Genomic DNA, 18212 nt, shown 5'->3' on the forward strand with positions numbered 1-18212 from the left:
TTTTCTAAACGATCCTGCCGAAAACCATGCCAAGATAACAGGCGAGGAACCCGACGATATTTTGTCCGGCCATATTGAGGCCCATCTTCAGCCACTCGGTGGTCCGCGCCAGTTCGGCGCTTTCGAAGATGAACGTGGAAAAGGTGGTGAAGGCCCCCATAAAGCCCACCAGGACGATGAGGCGGAACTGGGGGGGGAGGATGCCGCGCTCCTCGGACATCACCCAGACCAGGCCGAAGAGGAAGCAGCCCAGGATGTTCACGGCGCTGGTGCCCCAGGGGAAATCCCGGCCCATAAGGCCGTAGACCGCGCCCGAGAGCCAATATCTGGCCAGGGCGCCCAGGGCCCCGGCCAGGCAGATCAGGAGGATTTTTTGCATGGCGACTTCCTTGATGCATGCCCGACGGCGTAAGGGAAAACCCCCCTCACGGGGAGCCCGGCGGGGTCGACGAAGGGCCTGGACTGGTTCATGACGCGAAGGCCCATTATCCCTTGCCGCCATCGGCGGGGATAAAGGGTGTCCGTGGCATGAACGACAAGGCCAGCACGACAGCCGCCAGGGCCACGCTTCCCCCGAGGACGAACGGGGCCTTGGGGCCGACGACGTCCCAGAGAAGCCCGGCCGTGACGCTTCCGGCCAGCATGGTGAGTCCGATGGACATGTGGAAGATGCCCATGGCCGTCCCCTTTTTTTCTTCCGGAATCGTATCCCGGATAAGCGCCCGTCCCACGCCTTCGGTCAGGCCCATGAACAGGCCGTACAGCGGAAACAGCCACCACACGGCGCTCATATCCGCCAGGGCGAATCCGAAATACACCACGGCGTAGAGCGTCCATCCGGAGATGACCATGCCCCAGCGGCCGAAACGGTCGCTGAGGACGCCCAGGGGATAGGCGCTTGCGGCGTATACGATGTTGAAGAGGGTATAGCCCAGGATGGATTGGACGTCACTGAGTCCGAGGTTTTTGGCCCGGAGAAGCAGCAGGGTGTCGCTGGAGTTGGCGAAGGCGAAGACCACGAGCAGGCCGAGGGTTTTCCAATAGGCGGCGGGCAATCCGGACCAGGGGCGGCTGCCCGGGGCCGCCTGGGGACGGATCGATTGGGAACAGGCGTCGGCTGTCGTCGATGCGCCGGTATTGGCTTCCCGGATCTTGAAGGTCAGAAGGACCGCGGCGGCCCCGGGCAGGGCCGCCAGGAGAAAAATCAGGCGATACTGCCCCGGCAAAAGGGCCAGAAGGGCCAGGGCGATGAGCACGCCGACAATGGCCCCGCTGGTGTCCATCATGCGGTGGAAACCGTAGGCCCGGCCGCCCTGGGAGGCCTCGACGGCATCGGCGATGAGCGCGTCGCGGGCGGTGGTGCGCAGTCCCTTGCCGAGACGGTCCACGGCCCGGGCCACAAAGACCATGGGCCAGGAAACGGCCAGGGCCATGAGCGGCTTGGAGGCCGCCCCCAGGCCGTAGCCCCATTTGATGTACGGGACGCGCCGTCCCATGCGGTCGCAATGCCAGCCCGAAAGCCCTTTCATGACGCTGACGATGGCCTCGGCCACGCCTTCGATGGCCCCGATGACCACGACGGGCGCGCCCAGGGCGGCGGTCAGGAAAAGCGGCACGACCGGATAGACCATCTCCGAGGCCACATCGGTAAAAAAGCTGATCCAGCCGAGTTTGACGACGGATTCAGGGAGGCGTGACGGCTCCATGTCGGTCTTCTCCGTGGTTGAGGTGCATCAGGGCTTGGAGCGCAAAATACGTGTTTTCAAGGGTTGCGATGCCGGTTTCCGCCCGGGCGAAGCCCCCGTTCGTTGTCTGGCAGTTCAGGATGAAGTCCGCGCATGCGCCGACGTGGGTTGGGGTCATGTCCAGGGCGGCGCACAGGGACACCCCGGCATGGATGTATTCCAGATAGGACAGGGAGGAGCCCGGTTTCCCTGTGAATCCGAAGGTCGCGTCCTCGCAGGCCCGCACGAACGGGGCCACGCGTTCCCGGGCGACCGGTTTTCCGATGCGGCAAAGGGCGGACACCGCCGCCCGGGTTTCGTCCAGACTTGGGCCGTTCACCCCGAATCCGCCGCCGGGGTGGGCGCAGCGTTGCAGGGTGACGGCCAGTTCCTCGGCCAGGGGCGGGGGCATGGGCAGGCCGGTTGCGGCGGACAGGGCGCAGGCGCGGTCCAGGTCGCGGTAGGTCTGGGCCCGGAAGTCTTGGGGCGGGCGGCTTGAATCGAGGAGCTGCCGCAGCAGCGCGGCCACGGCCTGCCCGGGATCGCGGAGCGGACGGCGGTCAAGGAGATGCAGGCTTGCCACGGCGAAATACGTGCGCGAAAGGGGGCCGAAGGAGCCGTCCGCATCTTGCAGGGAGGCGAGGTAGGCGGCGGTCTTTTCCCCTGGAGGCGGGACGCCGAGGAGGTGCAGTCCGGCCAGGGCGAAATAGGTATCCTGGGGGTTGGGTTCGTCCAGGCGGTAGAAACAGAATCCGCCGCTTTGGCAAGCCCGTTCCAGGATGTAGTCGGCTGCCTGCCGCCGGGTGCGATCCAACTGCATGGGAGGGCTCCTCATTTGGAAGGCAATAAAAAAACCACGCGAAAGGCGTGGTTTTCATTCCATAGTCCCCTGCCTTGTTGCGGCAGGAGTCATCAGCATCACGGCGGTTACCCGGGGGACTCCATCCCCTTTCGTCCGTCTACCTCCGGCAGGGGGGGAAGGCAAGCGGCGCAGCTTCCGGCGACCGGCCCGGGGGCGTCGTGGCTCAGCCGCCCGGGGACCGGCGCCTCCGCCACACCCCCAGGTACCAGGCGGCCAGCCCGGTCAGGACGAAAAAGCCGTCGCGCACGAGATACCAGGCCATGTTGCCGTCGCTGTCCTTGGCCGCGGAGAAACAGCCGCAACTGACGTCCAGGCCCCGGGCCATGTTGACCGCCAGGGAGGCCCAAAAGGCCGCCAGCAGGGCGACGGACAGAAAAAGCGCCCCCTCGCGCCATCTCCCCAGGACCAGGGCCAGGGCCAGCACCGCCTCCAGCCAGGGCAGGACCACGGCCGTAAAGGGGACGACCGCCTGGGGCAGCAGCCGGTAATCGTGGAGGATGGCCGCGAACTGGTCCGGATGGGCGATCTTGTCCAGGCTGGCGTAGGCGAAAAGTCCGGCCAGAAAAAGCCGCAAGGCCGCCTCCATGGCCGGGGCGAGGCGGGCGGCCCAGGATGTCGTCCGGGGTGCGGCCATGTCCCGGCCGGAGGGCGCGTCCCTGAGGGTCACTGGCCTTTCCCGACCGGAAGCCCCTCGTTGTTCCACAGGGTCCAGCCGTTTTTTAAAACGTAGACGTTTTTCACCCCGCGCGAGGTGAGCTTTTCGGCCAGTTCACCGCTTAAGGGGCAGTGTTCCCCGTCGCAATAGGCGATGATCGCGTCCTTTCCGGCGAGGTCTTTTTCGATGCCGGGGAAGATCCGCTCGAAATCGTCCACCGGGACGCTCAGCGCGCCCTGGATATGGCCGTCGGCGAATTCGAAGCCGCTCCTGGCATCCAAAAACACCGCCCGCTTGGACAGGGAGAGCACCACGGCGTCCTTGAGGGCGATGTCCGTTTCGTCCGCAGGCAGGGTGACGGCGCTTGGCGTGGCCCCGGCCAGGGACAGCCCGTCCGGGCGCAGGGCGTTGACGGCCAGCCCGGCCACCACGGCGATGGCCACCAAAAGAAACGACTGCTGAAGCGTTTTGCGTATCAAGTGCATCCTGTCCCTCACGATTCGAGAAATGGTCTGGCGATGAAGTAGAGGCCCAGAAGGGCGATCATGCCCCCGGCCAGCTTCCGGAATCGACCGCTGGCCTCCTGGAAGGAACTCCTGGCCAGCATGCGTTTGACCCAGGCCGTGGAGCTTCCGGCCGCCACGATGGGCAGACAATGCCCGATGCCGAAAAGCAGGATGAAAAGCAACCCCGTGGCCAGCCTGTCCTGGATGGTGATGACGGCCAGGATGGGGGCGATGAACCCGAAGGTGCAGGAGCCGGACAGGATGCCGTATCCCAGGCCCAGGGCGAAGGCCCCGGGAAGCCCCTTGAGGCGGATTTTCCCCAGAAGGCTGCCGGACATGGAGCAGTGCGCCACCCCGAGCATGTCCAGGGAGACCCAGACCAGGACCAGCCCGACCAGGATCGTCCACCAGGAGCCGATATCGCCCAGCATCCGGCCCAGAAGGGCGCAGACCACGCCCACCGTTGCTATGGTGATGAAAAGCCCGAAGGTGAACAGGACCGCATAGAGCGCGGCGCTGCGGCTCGTCGCCGACTCATCCTGGCCGCCCACGTAGCCGACGATGAGCGGGATGGAGGCCAGGTGGCAGGGACTGAACAGCACGCTGACCACGCCCCAGAGGAAACAGCCCAGGGCGGCGATGGCCGTACCGCCGGTCATCCACTGGTTTACGGTCAGAAAGAAGTGGTCCATGGTCATCCCTTATGGGCCGACATCCGCCGGACTGCCCGGCCCGGGGGGGGCCACGGCCGCAGGCCTATCCCGGCCGACGCGGCCTGTGCGGTTTCGGGCGTCAGGCCGGTTTGATCCAGGACAAAAATTCCTTTTTCGAGGGAACCTTGCCCACGGATTTGACCACGCCGTCGATGACCACGGCCGGGGTGGAAAACACCCCGTAGTTCATGATTTCCTTGAGGTCCGAAATCTTCTCCACATTGGCCGCCACGCCGGATTCCCGAACCGCGTCCATGGCCAGCCTCTCCACTTCCTTGCATTTGGGGCAGCCGGGCCCCAGCACCTTGATGTCCATGACCGTTCTCCTGTCTGAAGGTTCAGGGTGACGCCGCCGGGGCCGGAACCGGGGAATGCCGCCGGTTTCGCATGCCCCGCGCGACTAGACCAAAAGGTTGAACAGATAGCCCACGAAAAGGATGCCCAGGCCCACGACGCCTGCGAAGGCGGCGATGAGCCGGGGTTTTAAAACCTTGCGCAGGATCACCATCTCCGGCAGCGACAGGGCGATGACCGCCATCATGAAGGCCAACACCGTGCCCAGGGCCGCGCCCTTGCCCAGAAGGGCCTCCACCACCGGCACGATGCCCGCCGCATTGGAATACATGGGAATGCCGATAAGGACCGCCACGGGCACGGACCACCAGGCCCCCTTGCCCATGATCTGGGCCATGAACCCCTCCGGCACGTAGCCGTGGATGCCTGCCCCCACGGCGATGCCCAGGACCACATACAGCCAGACCTTGCCCACGATGTCCTTGACCGCCGCCAGTCCGGCCGCGATCCGTTCGGAAAACGGCATTTTCGTATCGGGGACGTTCTCCGGGTCCGAGCGCATGGCCCGCACCCAGTCCTCGATCTGGTTTTCGAGGTTCAGCTTCCCGATCACCCACCCGGCGACCATGGCGATGGACAGCCCGGTGACCATGTACAGCGCCGCGACCTTCCATCCCAGAAGGCCGTAGAGCAAAACCAGGGCGATCTCGTTGACCATGGGGGCGGCGATGAGAAAGGAAAACGTGACCCCGAGCGGCACCCCGGCGGTGACGAAGCCGATGAAAAGCGGCACGGCCGAACAGGAGCAAAACGGCGTGACGATGCCCAAAAGGGCGGCCATCACGTTCCCGGCCGACTCCCGCTTCCCGGCCAACACCCGCCGCGTGCGTTCCGGCGTAAAAAAGGAGCGCAGGATGCCCACGCCGAAAACCACCAGGGTCAGGAGCATGAGCACCTTGGGGGTGTCGTAGAGGAAAAATTCCACGGCCTCGGCGGCGTGGCTGCCTGGGGCCAGACCAAACACGTCCAGGGTCAGATACCGGGCCACGGCGGCCAACTGGCCGTACGCCAGCCACCACACGACCAGGGATGGCACGAGCACCGCCAGGTACTTCAGGAGGCGGGGGTTTTCCTGAGGACTGATTTTTCCCATGGGCTTCGCCTCATCGGCGCAGGCACAGGCCTTGGCATCGCATTTCTTCATTGTTGCACCGTTATTTCAACTGATTGCATCGTAAATTGGATGTTTATTCCTTGAGCAGCTTTTCCAGGATGGCCGATATGGACTGTTTGTCCATGAATCCTTCGTGCCGTCTGATCTCTTTGCCGTTTTTGTCGTAGAAGATCTGGGTCGGGATGGCCTTAATGCCGAAAAGCGGCGTCTGGTCCGGACGTTTCCAGACATCGATGAACACGATGGCCGCCCGGTTCGCGTATTCCTTCTCCAGTGCTTCGAGGATCGGGGTCATCATCTTGCATGGGATGCAGGACTTGGCCCCCAGGTCCACCATGGTCACCATGCCCGGCACGGGAACCTGGATGTCGGTTTTCTGCGTCGCCTCAGTCGCCCCCGGCGCTCCCGGCGCCCCCGTCTTCTGGGACGAAGAGGCTCGTTCCGTTTCAAAAACCGAGCCTTTTGGAGGCTCGGCGCTGTCGCAGGAGGCCAGAAAGAGGGTTCCCGTCAGCAGCAGGGCCAGAAGGAGCCATGTTGAAAATCGTACGGCCGTCGTGTGCATGGCTTTACTCCGAAAAAAGCGGGGTGATTTTTTGGGCCATGGCCGCGACCTGGTCGTCCTCCACCGGCGTGTTCCCCTTTTCACAGCCCAGGTCCGTCAGCCGGACATGGACGAAATCATTGAATCCAGCCTCTTTCAGGGTCTTGGCGGCGCAATTCAGGGGACAGCCGTCGATGGCCAATATCTTCGACGCGGCCTCGGTGGATTTGACGATGCCGCTCACCCGGCCGCCGATCCCGGCCAGACAGAACATCTTGCCCACGCCGTCCCGGGTCAGCTTCCGGGCGGTCAGGTCGGCCACGGCGCCCACATCGGCCCCGCCGGAACAGGAAAAAATCAGTTTGGGCGCAGTGGAGCAGGCGCAGCTTTTTTCTTGAGTCATGTGTTTCCTCCGATGGTAAAAAGATGTGTTGCCCGGCGTCGGCGAAAACCGCCGGAAGGGAGTTCCCGGCAATCCCGGGCACGTCGCCGACGCTTGTGTCGTCTTTCTGTCCCGTCTGGGACCAACCGACCCGTGGTCGGCCCTGGCGTGTTTCCATGGGGGGTCTCTGCTTGGCTATTTCGCCAAGTGGAGGCGAAAAAAATTTTACCGGTCCCGGAGCACATTCTCGATGCACGTAAAAAAGTTCAGCACGCACGGCGTCTTGAGTCGGTAATACACCTGGAGGCCACGTTTTTCGTCCACCACGAGGCCGCTTTTTTTGAGCAGCGACAGGTGCTTGGAGACCGTGGAGATGTCGTGTCCCACAAGCTCGGTCAGCTCGCACACGCACCTCTCGCCCCGCGACAGTTCGTCCACGATCAAAAGCCGGGAGGGGTGCGCCAGGGCCTTGATGATCCGGGCCCGCTCCGCAAACGTCTCCCGGGTCGGCCGGGGTGTAATGTTCAGTTCCTGCATGGCATCCTCTTGGCGAAATCGCCAAACAGCATCGAGATAATCCCGAACCCCGGACCTGTCAATACCAGGAGCAGGACGTTCGATGAGGGCACATCGCCTGGCCGGGACGAGCCATGACCGTCGTCGGCGGGGCGCGCGTGTCACCTCTTGGCCACTCCCGTGGAGTATGTGCCGGTGGGCGGATACGTCCCTGCGGGGCGGGGCGCAAGGCTGGCCGAGGGCCAGGTGTTGACATATGCGCATATGCGAATATGATAGAAGCATGAATGACATTGCGAAACGGCTCAAGGCCCTGTCCGATCCGACCCGGCTGCGCATCGTGCAGCTCCTGGGCCACGGCGAACTGTGCGTCTGCGACGTGATGGCGGCGCTTACGCTGCCGCAGTCCCGGGTGTCGCGGCACCTGGCCTATCTGGACAATTCCGGCTGGGTGACGGGAGTGCGGAGAGGGAAGTGGGTCTCTTATCGCCTGGCCGAACCGGCGGACCCCGTCCAGGCCCGGGTGTTGGCCGCCCTGCGGGAGACCCTGCCCGGCCTGCCCATGGCCCGGGAGGATCACGCCAGGCTGTGCGCCCATCTCAAGACGAAAACCGCCGCCGCCTGCGCCGGGCCCGACACCGCAAAACAAGGAGACGGCATATGACCGAGTCCGTGGTGAAGAGGCTGTCCTTTTTGGACAGGTATCTGACGGTGTGGATTTTTTTGGCCATGTTTGTCGGCGTCGGGAGCGGCTCTCTTTTCCCCGGCATAAAAGGCGTCATCGAAGCCTTCCAGGTGGGCACGACCAACATCCCCATCGCTATCGGGCTGATCCTCATGATGTATCCGCCCCTGGCCAAGGTGAAATACGAGGAGCTCGGCCAGGTTTTCCGCAACGTCCGGGTGCTGGCCCTGTCCCTTGTCCAAAACTGGATCATCGGCCCCATCCTCATGTTCGGGCTGGCCGTGGCCTTTTTGTCCGGCCACCACGACTACATGGTGGGCCTTATCCTCATCGGCCTGGCCCGGTGCATCGCCATGGTCATCGTCTGGAACGACCTGGCCCGGGGCGACAGCGAATACTGCGCCGGACTGGTGGCGTTTAATTCCATCTTCCAGGTGCTTTTTTTCTCGGCCTACGCCTACCTGTTCATCACCGTCCTGCCGGGCTGGTTCGGGCTTTCGGGCGTGGTGGTGGACATCTCCATGGGCCAGATCGCCGAGAGCGTGTTCATCTATCTGGGCATTCCCTTCCTGGCGGGCATGATCACCCGGTTCGTGGGGCTTCGGGTCAAGGGAAAGGACTGGTACGAGCGGGTGTTCATCCCCAAAATCAGTCCCCTGACCCTGGTGTTCCTGCTCTTCACGATCCTGATCATGTTCTCCCTCAAGGGCGACAAGGTTGTCGCGCTGCCCTTTGACGTCATCCGCATCGCCATTCCGCTGGCCATCTATTTCCTGGTCATGTTCCTGGCGTCTTTTTTCCTGTCTTACAAGGCCGGGGCCACCTACGAGCAGGCCACGACGTTGAGCTTCACCGCTGCCTCCAACAACTTCGAGTTGGCCATCGCCGTGGCCATCGCGGTCTTCGGCATCAACTCCGGCGAGGCCTTCGCTGCGGTCATCGGCCCCCTGGTGGAGGTTCCGGTGCTGATTGCCCTGGTCAATGTGGCCCTGTATTTCAGGAAAAAGTTCTTCCCGTATGCCGTGCAGACGCCTGGCGGTGTGTGCCATATGAGCTGCAAGCCCGCGCCCGGGGCCTGATGCCCGGACGGATCGGAAAAACCGCTGCCGTAAGGGCCGTCCGGTGTTCGCTCCCGGCCGAGATCCAGGCGGAGGTCGCCGCCTGTGGCTCCCTGCGTTGCGCCATGAGCGTCGAAGGCGCCCGGGGGTGTTTTGCTTGGGCGGTGCGACGTGTCCCGTTACCGGGCGGGCCAAGGGGCGGGCCAAGGGACGGGCCAAGGGACGGGAGTGATGCGCGATCAGCGTAAGGAGGCGTAGAAATCGCAGAGGGCGGCCGTGAGGCGTTCCTCGCTCCAGACTGTCTCCATGAAGGTCCGGGAGGCGCGGCCGATGCGGTTTCGTTCGTCCGGGTCGGCGACCAGTTCGCGCAGGCGGGCTTCCAGCTCCCCTGCCGTGCGGGCCGCCACCCAGGGGAGCTCGTCCACGCCGAAGTATTCCCGGATGGTCGCCGTGTTCCAGTCGTCCAGCCCGGCGATGGCGGGTGCGCCCTGGGACAGGGCCTCCAGCGAGGACATGCCGTAGTAGCCCTGCATGTGGTCGAAAACGATGTCGCAGGCCTGTTTGCGGGCCAGACATTCCACATGGGGGACGTCGTCGATGAGGTCCAGGTCCAGGGGCAGTTCCTTGGCCAGCCTGGCGTGGACCGCCACAAGCTCGTCGGTGTTTTTCAAATCCTTGCGGGTGGGGGAGTGCCCAAGCCGCACCCGGCCGTCGGGCGTGCGCGGCCTGGGCAGGTACAGGGGGGCGTTCTGGGGCACGAGGTTGGGCTGCAAGCGGGCCCCGGGCAGCTTGAGAAGCAGGTCCGGGGTGCAGACCAGCAGGTTTTTTCGTCCCAGGTCGCGGTATTTTTTCTGGAAGATTTCCGGGTGGGCCCGGAAGACGTGGTGCCCGTGGTGGTGGTGGACGATGGCCTTTTTGGCCATGAACGGGGCGGCCGTGAGCGGCCCCAGGGGCATGTGCTCGTCGGCCAACATGTGGAAATGGAAGACGTCGGCCGTCTCAAGGACCGTGGCCAGTTCGTCCAGGCCTGCCGCGTCGAGCAGGGGCACGTGCAGGTCTTTTTCCCAGTTGTGGGTGTAGCGGGTCTGGGTGGTGACCAGCCGACAGACGTGGTCCGTGTGCCGGGTCAGCGCGCTTCGCAGAAGCGACCCCACCCCGGCCGGATCGTTTTCGGCGATCATCACGATGCGCATGCCTTCTCCCCTGGCGGGGCCCTGGCCGGGACGGCCGCCCTGGCGAGGGCGTCCCCGGGCGCCGAGGCCGGGTTACAAGCGCCCGGACATGGTCGCGGACGGCTGGTCCGCAGCCAGGGCGTCCCAGTCCACAAGCTCTTCGCACAGGACGCTACGCGTCAGGCGGCTCCCCAGCACCTCGTCCCACTGCACCGGCGAGATGCCCGTGCCGGGGCATTTGACCGTGATGTCGGCCTGGCTAAGGACATGCCCGGCCGGAAGGTCGCGGGCGAACACGATGCTTTTGCGCAACTTGGCGGCCGAAGACCGTTCGGTGGGGCAGACCTGCTTTTTGCGCAGGCGCATGGCCGCCTCGGTCTCCCGGATCATGGCGCACAGGCCCGCGAAATGTCCGGGCTCGAGCGACGCCTGATGGTCGGTGCCGCGCTGGGAGCGGTCCAGGGTGAAATGGCGCTCCACCACGCAGGCCCCCATGGCCACGGAGGCGATGCTCGGCCCAAGGCCGGTTTCGTGGCCGGAATAGCCCACGGGCAGGCCGTAGCGTTTGGCCATGGCCAGCATGACCGGGAGCCCCACCAGTTCGTCGGGGCAGGGATAGGAGCTGTTGCAATGCAAGAGCACCATGTGTTCATGGTAGCGGCGCATCTCGGCCACGGCCACGTCCACATCCTGCCAGTCGCTCATGCCCGTGGACATGATCACCGGCACGTCGGCCTCGCCCACCATCCGCAGCAGGGGGATGTTGACCAGGTCCGCCGAGCAGACCTTGAAAATTTCCATGCCCAGGTCCAGCATCTCCCGGGCGCTGACCAGATCCCAGGCCGAGGCGAAAAAGACCAGGCCGAGCTTTTCGGACAGGGCCTTGAGTTCGGCCATGGCCTCCATGCCCAGTTCCAGAGCCAGGCGATGTTCGCCGTAGGTGGGGCCGAAGCTGTGTTTGCCGCCGTAGGGGGCTTCCTTGCCGGCCCGGGTGAACAGGCAGTCCATGTCGCGCTTTTGAAACTTCACCGCGTCCGCTCCGGCGGCGGCGGCAGCGTAGACCATGTCCCGGGCGATGCTCAGATCCCCTTGATGGTTGTTGCCGATTTCGGCTACGATAAAGCACGGTTCCCCGGGGCCGATACGCCGTCCGGAAGCGATGCGGATGCCTTTTACGGTGTTCATAGGCTCACGATCTCCACCCCCCTTGTGCGGCACAAGGGCGCTAGCTGTTCACGAATCTCGGATTGTCGGCCAAAAGAGGTGATCAACACGGCCTGGCAGTCCACCAATTCCAATATCCTGGGCGACGAGACGACATAGCCGTGAAAAACCGTGCCGTGTTTCGAAACGTCGTTGTCCACCAGGGCCATGACCTTAAACGGCATGTCGCTTAGGGCCGAAATGACCACCTCGCAGGTTTCGGAGGCCCCGAACATGGCGATCTTCATGATGTTCCTGGCCCGAAGCCATTCCAGGCGCTCCCGGCAGTGGCGCTTGAGCGCCGTGTAGATGTGGATGGCCTCGCTGGTGCACCGGGAAACCATCTCCTCGCGCAGGATCTCCCCCTCGGGGGTGAGCACGTAGCGGTAACTTTTGCCGTTTCTAACCTCGAAACGGATCAGGCTGCGGTTTTGCAGCTCGCGCAGGCGTTGGTTGACCACCGCGCCGCTGATGCCCAGGCGGCGGCCCAGGTCGCGCTGGGAGAGGTTGCTGTCCAGGGACAGGGCATCCAAAATGGCCAGCACCCAGGTGTCCTTGCTGGGGGCGTAGTATTGCTTGCGAAGCGGCAAAACCGTGAGATCGTTCATGGGGCGACCAAATTGCCGTGTTTTCGTCCCACATAGCAGCCCCCGCCCGGCAGCACAAGACTCCGCGTCAATATCCTGTTGTTTCAATGGTTGAGCGGCTGTCGAAGTGGTGGCCATGGTGTCGTCGTCCTTATGTCGATCGTTCGGTTCCCTAACATTATCGGCAGCAGTCGGGCAATCTTTACCCTGTGCAGGCACGTTGCGCCCACATCGGGAAAAAAATCAGGAGCGACCCCGGGCGAATGTCAGCGCCGAATCGATCATGCGCGCGGCCAGGGTGTCCGAGATGGTCCGTCTGCGATCTGCCAGGGGCTCCAAGAGATCCAGACCATGGCGATCATCCCGGGGAAGTCCGTGCCGTTGCAGGGCGTGGGCAAGGGAGCGTCGCGTTGCCTCACGCTGGCGCAGATCACGATTTTTCCCATGCACACTCTGTGCCACGATATCCCGGGTAAGACCCGTGGGCTGGTCCGGCACCGTGGCCGCCGCCCTCCCGGCCCGGGCGCCGAAGACCAGGCAGGCCGCCACCATGGCTCCGCCCAGGCGGTTGGCTCCATGCATGCCCGTGGCGCATTCCCCGGCGGCGAACAGCCCGGGGACCGTGGTATGGCCCCAGGCGTCGATGAGGGCTCCGCCGTTTCCGGCATGGGCCATAAGCGCCGCCTGGAGGCGTTCCGGGCCCCCGCCTGGGGCCTGTGTCCGGATGGCGGCCACGCCCATCGTGTCGGCATGGGCCAGAACAAAGCGGTCCAGGGCGGCGTCGGCCAGGCCGTGGCCCAGGGGGCAGTGGGCGGCCCGGGACAGTGATGCGGCCCGTACCGCGTCGGGGAGGGGCACGGGGCGCCCCTGGCGGTTCAGGAGGAAGGTCGAGTCGCCAAGCAGGTTCCACACCGGCCAGAAGGCCCGGCCCGGCAGCCGGGCCCACATCCATTGCAGATAGGCCGTGTTGGCCATGGCCGCCCCGGCGGCGGCCAGGATGCCGTGCCCGGTTCCGGCCCCGGCGCCGCCCCGTCCCGCCTGGTTGTGGAGAAAAAGCGCGGCCGGGCCGCCCATGGCCGCCACCACCGCCCGGGCGGGCAAGACGGAAAATTCCCCGGCGGCGTCCTCGCAAAGCGCCCCCAATACCCGGGCCCCGGGCGATTCCTGCACGAGCGACACGGCGGTCAGCCCCGGAACCAGCCGCCCGCCCAGGGACGCCGCCCGGTCGGCCATGATCCGGTAGGCATGGGCCAGGTCGCCAAAAATCGCGGCCCTCCGGGACTGGGGGCTGAAGCAGGCCGGATAGAGACGCGGCGCGCCGGTTTCATCGCGCACGAAGGCCACGCCCAGGGCCTCCAGTTCCTGGCGGCGCTCCAGGGCCTCCTCCGCCAGAATTTTGACAAGCCCTTCGTCCACCATGCCGGGACGGCCCAGGGCCAGGGCCTCGCGGCAAAACGCCTCGCGCTCCGGGTCGGTGGCCGGGGCATGCAGGCCCAGGCGGTCGTGGATGTTGGAAAACGACGATCCCGATGGGCCGCCCTCCGGCGCGACGACCGTCACGACAGCCCCGGGCGAGGCCTCCAGAGCGGCCCGGGCGGCGGCCAGTCCGGCCAGCCCCGCGCCGAGCACCAGCACATCGGCCGGGGGCCGCAGGGTGAACGGGGGAGTCATGGGCGATGCCCCCGGCCAATGGGCGCGGTCCTCCGGAGCGGCCGGACCCTCCGGACTGGCCTGACCGGCTGGGCTGATCCGGCCTGATCCGTGGGCCGGGGGGGCGCGGAGGGTGCGGAGGACAAAAAGGTGCGGTTCTCCGTCCGCCAGGCGGCAGGCGCGGGCGGTCGCCCGGGGCCTGCGGCGGCGCGACTTGTGTGGATACGGTGTGGCATGAGGCCTGAAATACCCCCGGCCTGCCGCGCCTGACAAGCGGCCCGGCCGGGAGGGCTATGCTCTCGAGTCGGGGCTGGCGTTTGGCCAGGAGATAAAGGCCGCGTTTTAACAAAATTGATAAATTTTGAGTATCTTGAGTCGTGGCGCGTGTTGACAGGGGCCGGAGACTGGGGGCATATTGCTAAAAAATAACAATATTGTGTAAAGCGGGGCTTCCATGAAGTTCACCGGATACGACCTGGGTCCGTTCCACGACGAAATGTTCGCCACCCCCGGGGTGGCCAGGGACGGCACGCGGCTTTTGGTGGAAAAAATCGAGTCCCTGCCCGAGGGCGAGCTGTTACGCCGTCAGCAGAAGGCCGAAAAGGCCCTCTACGACCTGGGCATCACGTTTACGGTCTACGGCCATGAGCAGGGCACGGAAAAAATCTTTCCCTTCGACGTGGTTCCGCGCGTGGTTTCGGCGAAAGACTGGGACAAGATCGAGATCGGGCTCAAGCAGCGCATCTTCGCCCTGAACCTGTTTCTCGACGACATCTATCACGACCAGAAGATCATCCGCGACGGCGTCGTCCCCCGGGAGATCATCGAAACCGCCGAGGGCTTTCTGCCCGCCTGCATGGGCGTCAACCCGCCTCGGGGCATCTGGTGCCACGTCACGGGCACGGATCTGGTGCGTGACGAGAAGGGCGTCTTTTACGTCCTGGAGGACAACCTGCGCTGTCCCTCGGGGGTGTCCTACGTGCTGGCCAACCGGCGGCTCATGAAGCGCACCCTGCCCGAGGTCTTCGCCGCCTCCCGGGTCCGGCCCGTGGACGACTATCCGGCCAGGCTTTTGGACATGCTGTTGCGCATGGCGCCCCACCCCGTGGCCCAGCCCTGCGTGGCGCTTCTCACCCCCGGCATCTACAACTCGGCCTATTTCGAGCATTCGTTTCTGGCCCTTCAGACCGGCATCGAGCTGGTGCAGAACCATGACCTGATCGTGGAAAACAACTTCGTCTACATGCGCACCACCAAGGGCCTCAAAAAGGTGGATGTCATCTATCGCAGGCTCAACGACGACTTCTTGGATCCCCTGGTGTTTCGGCCCGAGTCCCTGCTCGGGGTGCCGGGGATCATGTCCGCCTACCGGGCCGGAAACGTCTGCCTGGCCAACGCCCCGGGAACCGGCGTGGCCGACGACAAGGTGGTCTACGCCTTCGTCCCGGAGATCATCCGCTATTACCTGGGCGAGACGCCGTTTCTGCCCAACGTGCCCACCTACCTGTGCTGGCGCGACGCCGACCGGGCCTTCGTCCTGGACAATCTGGAGACCATGGTGGTCAAGGCCGCCAACGAGTCCGGGGGCTACGGCATGCTCGTCGGCCCCGGCTCGACCCGGGCCGAGCGCGAGGAGTTCGTCCGGCGCATCAAGGACCGGCCCAGAAACTACATCGCCCAGCCCGCGCTCATGCTCTCCCGGGCCCCGGTCATCGTGGGGGACCACTTCGAGGGCCGCCATGTGGATCTTCGGCCCTACATCCTGCACGGCGGCGACGTGCAGGTCATCCCCGGGGGACTGACCCGGGTGGCCCTGAAAAAAGGGTCGCTGGTGGTCAATTCCTCCCAGGGCGGGGGCAGCAAGGACACCTGGGTGCTCAAACACTAACCGAGGAAAGGTGATCCATGCTCGCGCGCGTGGCCAACGCCGTCTATTGGATGAGCCGTTATCTGGAGCGGGCCGGGAATCTGGCCCGGTTCGTGGAGGTCAACTGGCACCTGACCCTGGATCTGCCCGGGGCCGGGGCCGGGGAATGGCGGCCCCTGGTCATCGCCAGCGGCGACCATACCCTTTTCGAGGAGCGGTACGGGGCTTACGACGCGGCCACCGTGACCACCTTTCTGTGCTTCGAACGGGGCTACGCCAACTCCATCGCCTCCTGCCTGTGGGCCGCCCGGGAAAACGCCCGGGCCATCCGCGAGGTCATCCCCTACGAGATGTGGGAGCAGATCAACATCTACTACCACCTGGTGCATGACGCGGCCAAAAATCCGCTGGCCGTCGTGGACAACCCCTCGGAGTTCTGCCAGGAGATCAAGGTCCGCGATTTCATCCTGGAGGGCATTTCCCGGGACGCCATGATCCACGACGAGGCCTGGCACTTCTCGCGCCTGGGGCGGCAACTGGAGCGCTGCGACAAGACCTCGCGCATTCTCGACGTCAACTGCCACCTGCTCCTGCCGGGCTTAAGCGGCGCGCCCCAGAGCTTCGACTCCATCCACTGGTCGGCGCTTTTGCGGGCCACCAGCGCGCTCAACGCCTACCGTCGCCTCCGGGGCCGCATCTCCCCGGCCAGGGTGGCGGAGTTTTTGCTTTTCGACCACGACTTCCCGCGTTCCATCATCTACGGCCTGGGCAGCGCCCAGCGCGCCCTGCACGACATCACCGGCACCCGGGTGGGGCATTTTTCGCGCGGCAGCGAGCGGCTTTTGGGGCAATTGTGTTCGGATCTGTCCTACTTGACCATCGAGGACGTTTTCGAGCAAGGTCTGCACCAGTTTACGGATCGCCTGCAGACCCGCATGAACACCATCGACACGCAGCTCGGGCGGGAATTTTTCGGATACCACGACCCCACACCCCCCCAACAGGTGGACCAATGACCTTTTGCCTTGGCATTACCGTGGAAGAGGGCCTGGTGGGCATCTCCGACACCCGCATCGTGGCGGGCAACGAGATGACCACGGGCCAGAAGCTCAGCACCTATGAGATCGACGGTGGGGTGCTCTTTTTCATGACCTCGGGCCTGCGCTCGGTGCGCGACAAGGTGGTCACCTACTTCGAGGAGGCCCTGGAAACCTGTCCGCCGCCCAACAAGCTGTACAAGGCCGTGAACATCTTCGCCGACGTCATCCGGCGGGTGGCCAGGGAGGACAAGGACTTTCTCGACGAATCGGGACTGCAGTTCAACATCCATGTGATCATGGGCGGCCAGCTCTCGGGCGACGCCACCCACAAGCTGTACCTCGTCTACCCCCAGGGCAACTGGGTGGAGATCAACGCGGGCACGCCGTATCATATCATCGGCGAGACCGGCTACGGCAAGCCCGTGCTGGACCGCACCCTCAAATATGCCGACTCCATCCACTTCGCCCTCAAGGTGGGCTGCCTGGCCTTCGACTCCACCCGCATCAGCGCCGCCGGGGTGGATTTCCCCCTGGACGTGGTGGTCTATTCCAAGGGCTCCTTCGTCCTGGTGGAGCACCGCTTCGAGCAGTCCGACCTGGCCCACATCTCCACCTGGTGGCAGGAGCGGCTGCGCGAGAGCGTGCGAGCCCTGCCTTCGGAATGGATCGAGGCCATCGCGGCCGAGCTGTCTCCCACGACCCGCAAGCTTGCTTCCTGCAAGCCGGAGGACGAGGCCGGTGCTGTTTAGGGGCGAGCACGAAACCAGCTACCGCTACAGCCGCCCGGTCTTTCTCGAACCGCATCTGGTGCGGCTTACGCCCCTGGGCAACGCCTCCCAGCGCCTCGATTCTTTTTCTCTGGAGGTCTTCCCGCCGCCCGCCGGGCGGTGCGACATCCTCGACGCCAGCGGCAATCCCGCCACCCGGCTGTGGTTCGACGGCCTGCACGAGTCCCTGACGGTCTGCACCCGGTTCGAGGCCCGGACGCTTCGCGCCAATCCCTTCGACTATCTGCTGGACCCTGCGGCCGCGCATCTGCCTGTGCAGTTGCCCGAACACGAACGGGCGGCCCTTTGGCCGTATCTGGCGGCACAGGGCTGCCCGGCCTGCGGGCGTCTGGGCATGGAGCTTGCGGCGGCCTGCGGGGGACTTCCCGTGGACTTTCTCAACCGCCTGACGGACTGGCTGTACCGCAACGTGCGGGTGGAGGTGCGCCAGGCGCCGGGGGTGTGGGAACCGTCCCGGACGCTTGAGCTTTCGCGCGGGGCCTGCCGGGACGTGACCCTGGTTTTTATGGAGGTCTGCCGACAGGCGGGGCTGCCGGCCCGGTTCGTGTCCGGCTATCAGGCCGGGGATGCGGACCAGGAGGAACGCGATCTGCACGCCTGGCCCGAGGCCTATCTGCCCGGGGCCGGGTGGCGCGGTTACGACCCCACGTTGGGACTGGCCGTGGCCGACGCGCATCTGGCCCTGGCTGCGGCCCACCACCCCGAGCTGTGCATGCCCCTGTCCGGCGCCTTCCGGGGCGCCGGGGTCACGGCCGCCCTGTCCCACCGCATCCGTCTGGAAACCGAGGCCTGAAC

The 18212-nt window shown here is 65.1% G+C and carries 21 protein-coding genes and 1 riboswitch; of the genes, 6 read left to right on the forward strand and 15 right to left on the reverse strand.

Annotated features, from left to right (window positions below):
* Window positions 1-4: 4 nt before the first annotated feature.
* The 11 genes from crcB to V3572_RS06410 all read right to left on the reverse strand — a co-directional run bounded on the left by crcB (window position 5) and on the right by V3572_RS06410 (window position 7388).
* Window positions 5-379, reverse strand: a complete 375-nt coding sequence (crcB, locus tag V3572_RS06360) for a fluoride efflux transporter CrcB (RefSeq protein ID WP_332110141.1) — start codon at window positions 377-379, stop codon at window positions 5-7.
* Window positions 380-485: 106 nt separating this feature from the next.
* Window positions 486-1706 carry an MFS transporter gene (locus tag V3572_RS06365; RefSeq protein ID WP_332110142.1) on the reverse strand — a complete coding sequence of 407 codons (1221 nt, stop codon included), beginning with the start codon at window positions 1704-1706 and terminating at the stop codon, window positions 486-488.
* Window positions 1684-2544 (reverse strand): prenyltransferase/squalene oxidase repeat-containing protein, encoded by an 861-nt coding sequence (locus V3572_RS06370; RefSeq protein ID WP_332110143.1) that lies wholly within the window; start codon window positions 2542-2544, stop codon window positions 1684-1686. The genes V3572_RS06365 and V3572_RS06370 overlap by 23 nt, the downstream gene beginning before the upstream one ends.
* A gap of 76 nt (window positions 2545-2620) precedes the next feature.
* Window positions 2621-2682: riboswitch (Fluoride riboswitch) on the reverse strand.
* A gap of 67 nt (window positions 2683-2749) precedes the next feature.
* Window positions 2750-3253: a MauE/DoxX family redox-associated membrane protein gene (locus V3572_RS06375; protein WP_332110144.1), complete on the reverse strand. Its 504-nt coding sequence runs from the start codon at window positions 3251-3253 to the stop codon at window positions 2750-2752.
* Window positions 3250-3720 (reverse strand): rhodanese-like domain-containing protein, encoded by a 471-nt coding sequence (locus V3572_RS06380; RefSeq protein ID WP_332110145.1) that lies wholly within the window; start codon window positions 3718-3720, stop codon window positions 3250-3252. The genes V3572_RS06375 and V3572_RS06380 overlap by 4 nt, the downstream gene beginning before the upstream one ends.
* Window positions 3721-3734: 14 nt before the next feature.
* Window positions 3735-4439 (reverse strand): cytochrome c biogenesis CcdA family protein, encoded by a 705-nt coding sequence (locus tag V3572_RS06385; RefSeq protein WP_332110146.1) that lies wholly within the window; start codon window positions 4437-4439, stop codon window positions 3735-3737.
* 100 nt (window positions 4440-4539) lie between these two features.
* Entirely contained in the window at window positions 4540-4776 is a 237-nt protein-coding gene (locus tag V3572_RS06390) for a thioredoxin family protein (RefSeq protein ID WP_332110147.1), read from the reverse strand.
* An 84-nt stretch (window positions 4777-4860) separates the two neighbouring features.
* The gene (locus V3572_RS06395) at window positions 4861-5958 is read right to left on the reverse strand and encodes a permease (RefSeq protein ID WP_332110148.1); all 1098 of its coding nucleotides are present in this window, start codon (window positions 5956-5958) and stop codon (window positions 4861-4863) included.
* A 43-nt stretch (window positions 5959-6001) separates the two neighbouring features.
* Window positions 6002-6490 (reverse strand): thioredoxin family protein, encoded by a 489-nt coding sequence (locus V3572_RS06400; RefSeq protein ID WP_332110149.1) that lies wholly within the window; start codon window positions 6488-6490, stop codon window positions 6002-6004.
* A 4-nt stretch (window positions 6491-6494) separates the two neighbouring features.
* On the reverse strand, window positions 6495-6872 hold the full coding sequence (locus V3572_RS06405) for a putative zinc-binding protein (protein WP_332110150.1): 378 nt from the start codon (window positions 6870-6872) through the stop codon (window positions 6495-6497).
* Window positions 6873-7076: 204 nt separating this feature from the next.
* A complete protein-coding gene (locus V3572_RS06410; RefSeq protein ID WP_332110151.1) occupies window positions 7077-7388 on the reverse strand; it encodes an ArsR/SmtB family transcription factor in 312 nt (103 codons plus the stop codon).
* Window positions 7389-7650: 262 nt separating this feature from the next.
* Between V3572_RS06410 and V3572_RS06415 the strand changes: the two genes are divergently transcribed.
* Together V3572_RS06415 and arsB are read left to right on the forward strand one after the other, a co-directional pair.
* Entirely contained in the window at window positions 7651-8031 is a 381-nt protein-coding gene (locus tag V3572_RS06415; protein ID WP_332110152.1) for an ArsR/SmtB family transcription factor, read from the forward strand.
* On the forward strand, window positions 8028-9131 hold the full coding sequence (arsB, locus tag V3572_RS06420; RefSeq protein WP_332110153.1) for an ACR3 family arsenite efflux transporter: 1104 nt from the start codon (window positions 8028-8030) through the stop codon (window positions 9129-9131). Before V3572_RS06415 ends, arsB begins: the two co-directional genes overlap by 4 nt.
* 218 nt (window positions 9132-9349) lie before the next feature.
* Here arsB and V3572_RS06425 read toward each other — a convergent pair whose 3' ends face one another.
* The 4 genes from V3572_RS06425 to V3572_RS06440 form a co-directional block, all read right to left on the reverse strand.
* Window positions 9350-10303: a glycosyltransferase gene (locus V3572_RS06425; RefSeq protein WP_332110154.1), complete on the reverse strand. Its 954-nt coding sequence runs from the start codon at window positions 10301-10303 to the stop codon at window positions 9350-9352.
* Between the two features lie 72 nt (window positions 10304-10375).
* Complete coding sequence (locus V3572_RS06430; RefSeq protein WP_332110155.1) at window positions 10376-11467, reverse strand: N-acetylneuraminate synthase family protein; 1092 nt, start codon at window positions 11465-11467, stop codon at window positions 10376-10378.
* Complete coding sequence (locus V3572_RS06435; RefSeq protein ID WP_332110156.1) at window positions 11464-12093, reverse strand: winged helix-turn-helix domain-containing protein; 630 nt, start codon at window positions 12091-12093, stop codon at window positions 11464-11466. Before V3572_RS06435 ends, V3572_RS06430 begins: the two co-directional genes overlap by 4 nt.
* A gap of 222 nt (window positions 12094-12315) precedes the next feature.
* Window positions 12316-13743 carry an FAD-binding protein gene (locus V3572_RS06440; RefSeq protein WP_332110157.1) on the reverse strand — a complete coding sequence of 476 codons (1428 nt, stop codon included), beginning with the start codon at window positions 13741-13743 and terminating at the stop codon, window positions 12316-12318.
* Window positions 13744-14176: 433 nt separating this feature from the next.
* Between V3572_RS06440 and V3572_RS06445 the strand changes: the two genes are divergently transcribed.
* The 4 genes from V3572_RS06445 to V3572_RS06460 are packed head-to-tail and all read left to right on the forward strand — an operon-like array spanning window position 14177 to window position 18210.
* Window positions 14177-15610 carry a circularly permuted type 2 ATP-grasp protein gene (locus V3572_RS06445; protein ID WP_332110158.1) on the forward strand — a complete coding sequence of 478 codons (1434 nt, stop codon included), beginning with the start codon at window positions 14177-14179 and terminating at the stop codon, window positions 15608-15610.
* Between the two features lie 17 nt (window positions 15611-15627).
* Window positions 15628-16605, forward strand: a complete 978-nt coding sequence (locus tag V3572_RS06450) for an alpha-E domain-containing protein (protein WP_332110159.1) — start codon at window positions 15628-15630, stop codon at window positions 16603-16605.
* On the forward strand, window positions 16602-17378 hold the full coding sequence (locus V3572_RS06455; RefSeq protein ID WP_332110160.1) for a peptidase: 777 nt from the start codon (window positions 16602-16604) through the stop codon (window positions 17376-17378). Before V3572_RS06450 ends, V3572_RS06455 begins: the two co-directional genes overlap by 4 nt.
* Window positions 17368-18210, forward strand: coding sequence for a transglutaminase family protein (locus tag V3572_RS06460; protein WP_332110161.1), 843 nt, complete (start codon window positions 17368-17370; stop codon window positions 18208-18210). Before V3572_RS06455 ends, V3572_RS06460 begins: the two co-directional genes overlap by 11 nt.
* Window positions 18211-18212: the final 2 nt, after the last annotated feature.

The sequence above is a fragment of the Desulfolutivibrio sp. genome, assembly GCF_036584575.1.
Taxonomy (GTDB): Bacteria; Desulfobacterota; Desulfovibrionia; order Desulfovibrionales; family Desulfovibrionaceae; genus Desulfolutivibrio.

Bases quoted from the DNA above. Each gene is read 5' to 3' on its own strand.
- V3572_RS06415 (WP_332110152.1), top strand. From the start codon at position 7,651: ATGAATGACATTGCGAAACGGCTCAAGGCCCTGTCCGATCCGACCCGG.
- V3572_RS06440 (WP_332110157.1), bottom strand. From the start codon at position 13,743: ATGACTCCCCCGTTCACCCTGCGGCCCCCGGCCGATGTGCTGGTGCTC.
- V3572_RS06390 (WP_332110147.1), bottom strand. From the start codon at position 4,776: ATGGACATCAAGGTGCTGGGGCCCGGCTGCCCCAAATGCAAGGAAGTG.
- V3572_RS06445 (WP_332110158.1), top strand. From the start codon at position 14,177: ATGAAGTTCACCGGATACGACCTGGGTCCGTTCCACGACGAAATGTTC.
- V3572_RS06455 (WP_332110160.1), top strand. From the start codon at position 16,602: ATGACCTTTTGCCTTGGCATTACCGTGGAAGAGGGCCTGGTGGGCATC.
- V3572_RS06400 (WP_332110149.1), bottom strand. From the start codon at position 6,490: ATGCACACGACGGCCGTACGATTTTCAACATGGCTCCTTCTGGCCCTG.
- V3572_RS06385 (WP_332110146.1), bottom strand. From the start codon at position 4,439: ATGGACCACTTCTTTCTGACCGTAAACCAGTGGATGACCGGCGGTACG.
- arsB (WP_332110153.1), top strand. From the start codon at position 8,028: ATGACCGAGTCCGTGGTGAAGAGGCTGTCCTTTTTGGACAGGTATCTG.
- V3572_RS06435 (WP_332110156.1), bottom strand. From the start codon at position 12,093: ATGAACGATCTCACGGTTTTGCCGCTTCGCAAGCAATACTACGCCCCC.
- V3572_RS06395 (WP_332110148.1), bottom strand. From the start codon at position 5,958: ATGAAGAAATGCGATGCCAAGGCCTGTGCCTGCGCCGATGAGGCGAAG.
- crcB (WP_332110141.1), bottom strand. From the start codon at position 379: ATGCAAAAAATCCTCCTGATCTGCCTGGCCGGGGCCCTGGGCGCCCTG.
- V3572_RS06410 (WP_332110151.1), bottom strand. From the start codon at position 7,388: ATGCAGGAACTGAACATTACACCCCGGCCGACCCGGGAGACGTTTGCG.
- V3572_RS06450 (WP_332110159.1), top strand. From the start codon at position 15,628: ATGCTCGCGCGCGTGGCCAACGCCGTCTATTGGATGAGCCGTTATCTG.
- V3572_RS06370 (WP_332110143.1), bottom strand. From the start codon at position 2,544: ATGCAGTTGGATCGCACCCGGCGGCAGGCAGCCGACTACATCCTGGAA.
- V3572_RS06365 (WP_332110142.1), bottom strand. From the start codon at position 1,706: ATGGAGCCGTCACGCCTCCCTGAATCCGTCGTCAAACTCGGCTGGATC.
- V3572_RS06430 (WP_332110155.1), bottom strand. From the start codon at position 11,467: ATGAACACCGTAAAAGGCATCCGCATCGCTTCCGGACGGCGTATCGGC.
- V3572_RS06425 (WP_332110154.1), bottom strand. From the start codon at position 10,303: ATGCGCATCGTGATGATCGCCGAAAACGATCCGGCCGGGGTGGGGTCG.
- V3572_RS06405 (WP_332110150.1), bottom strand. From the start codon at position 6,872: ATGACTCAAGAAAAAAGCTGCGCCTGCTCCACTGCGCCCAAACTGATT.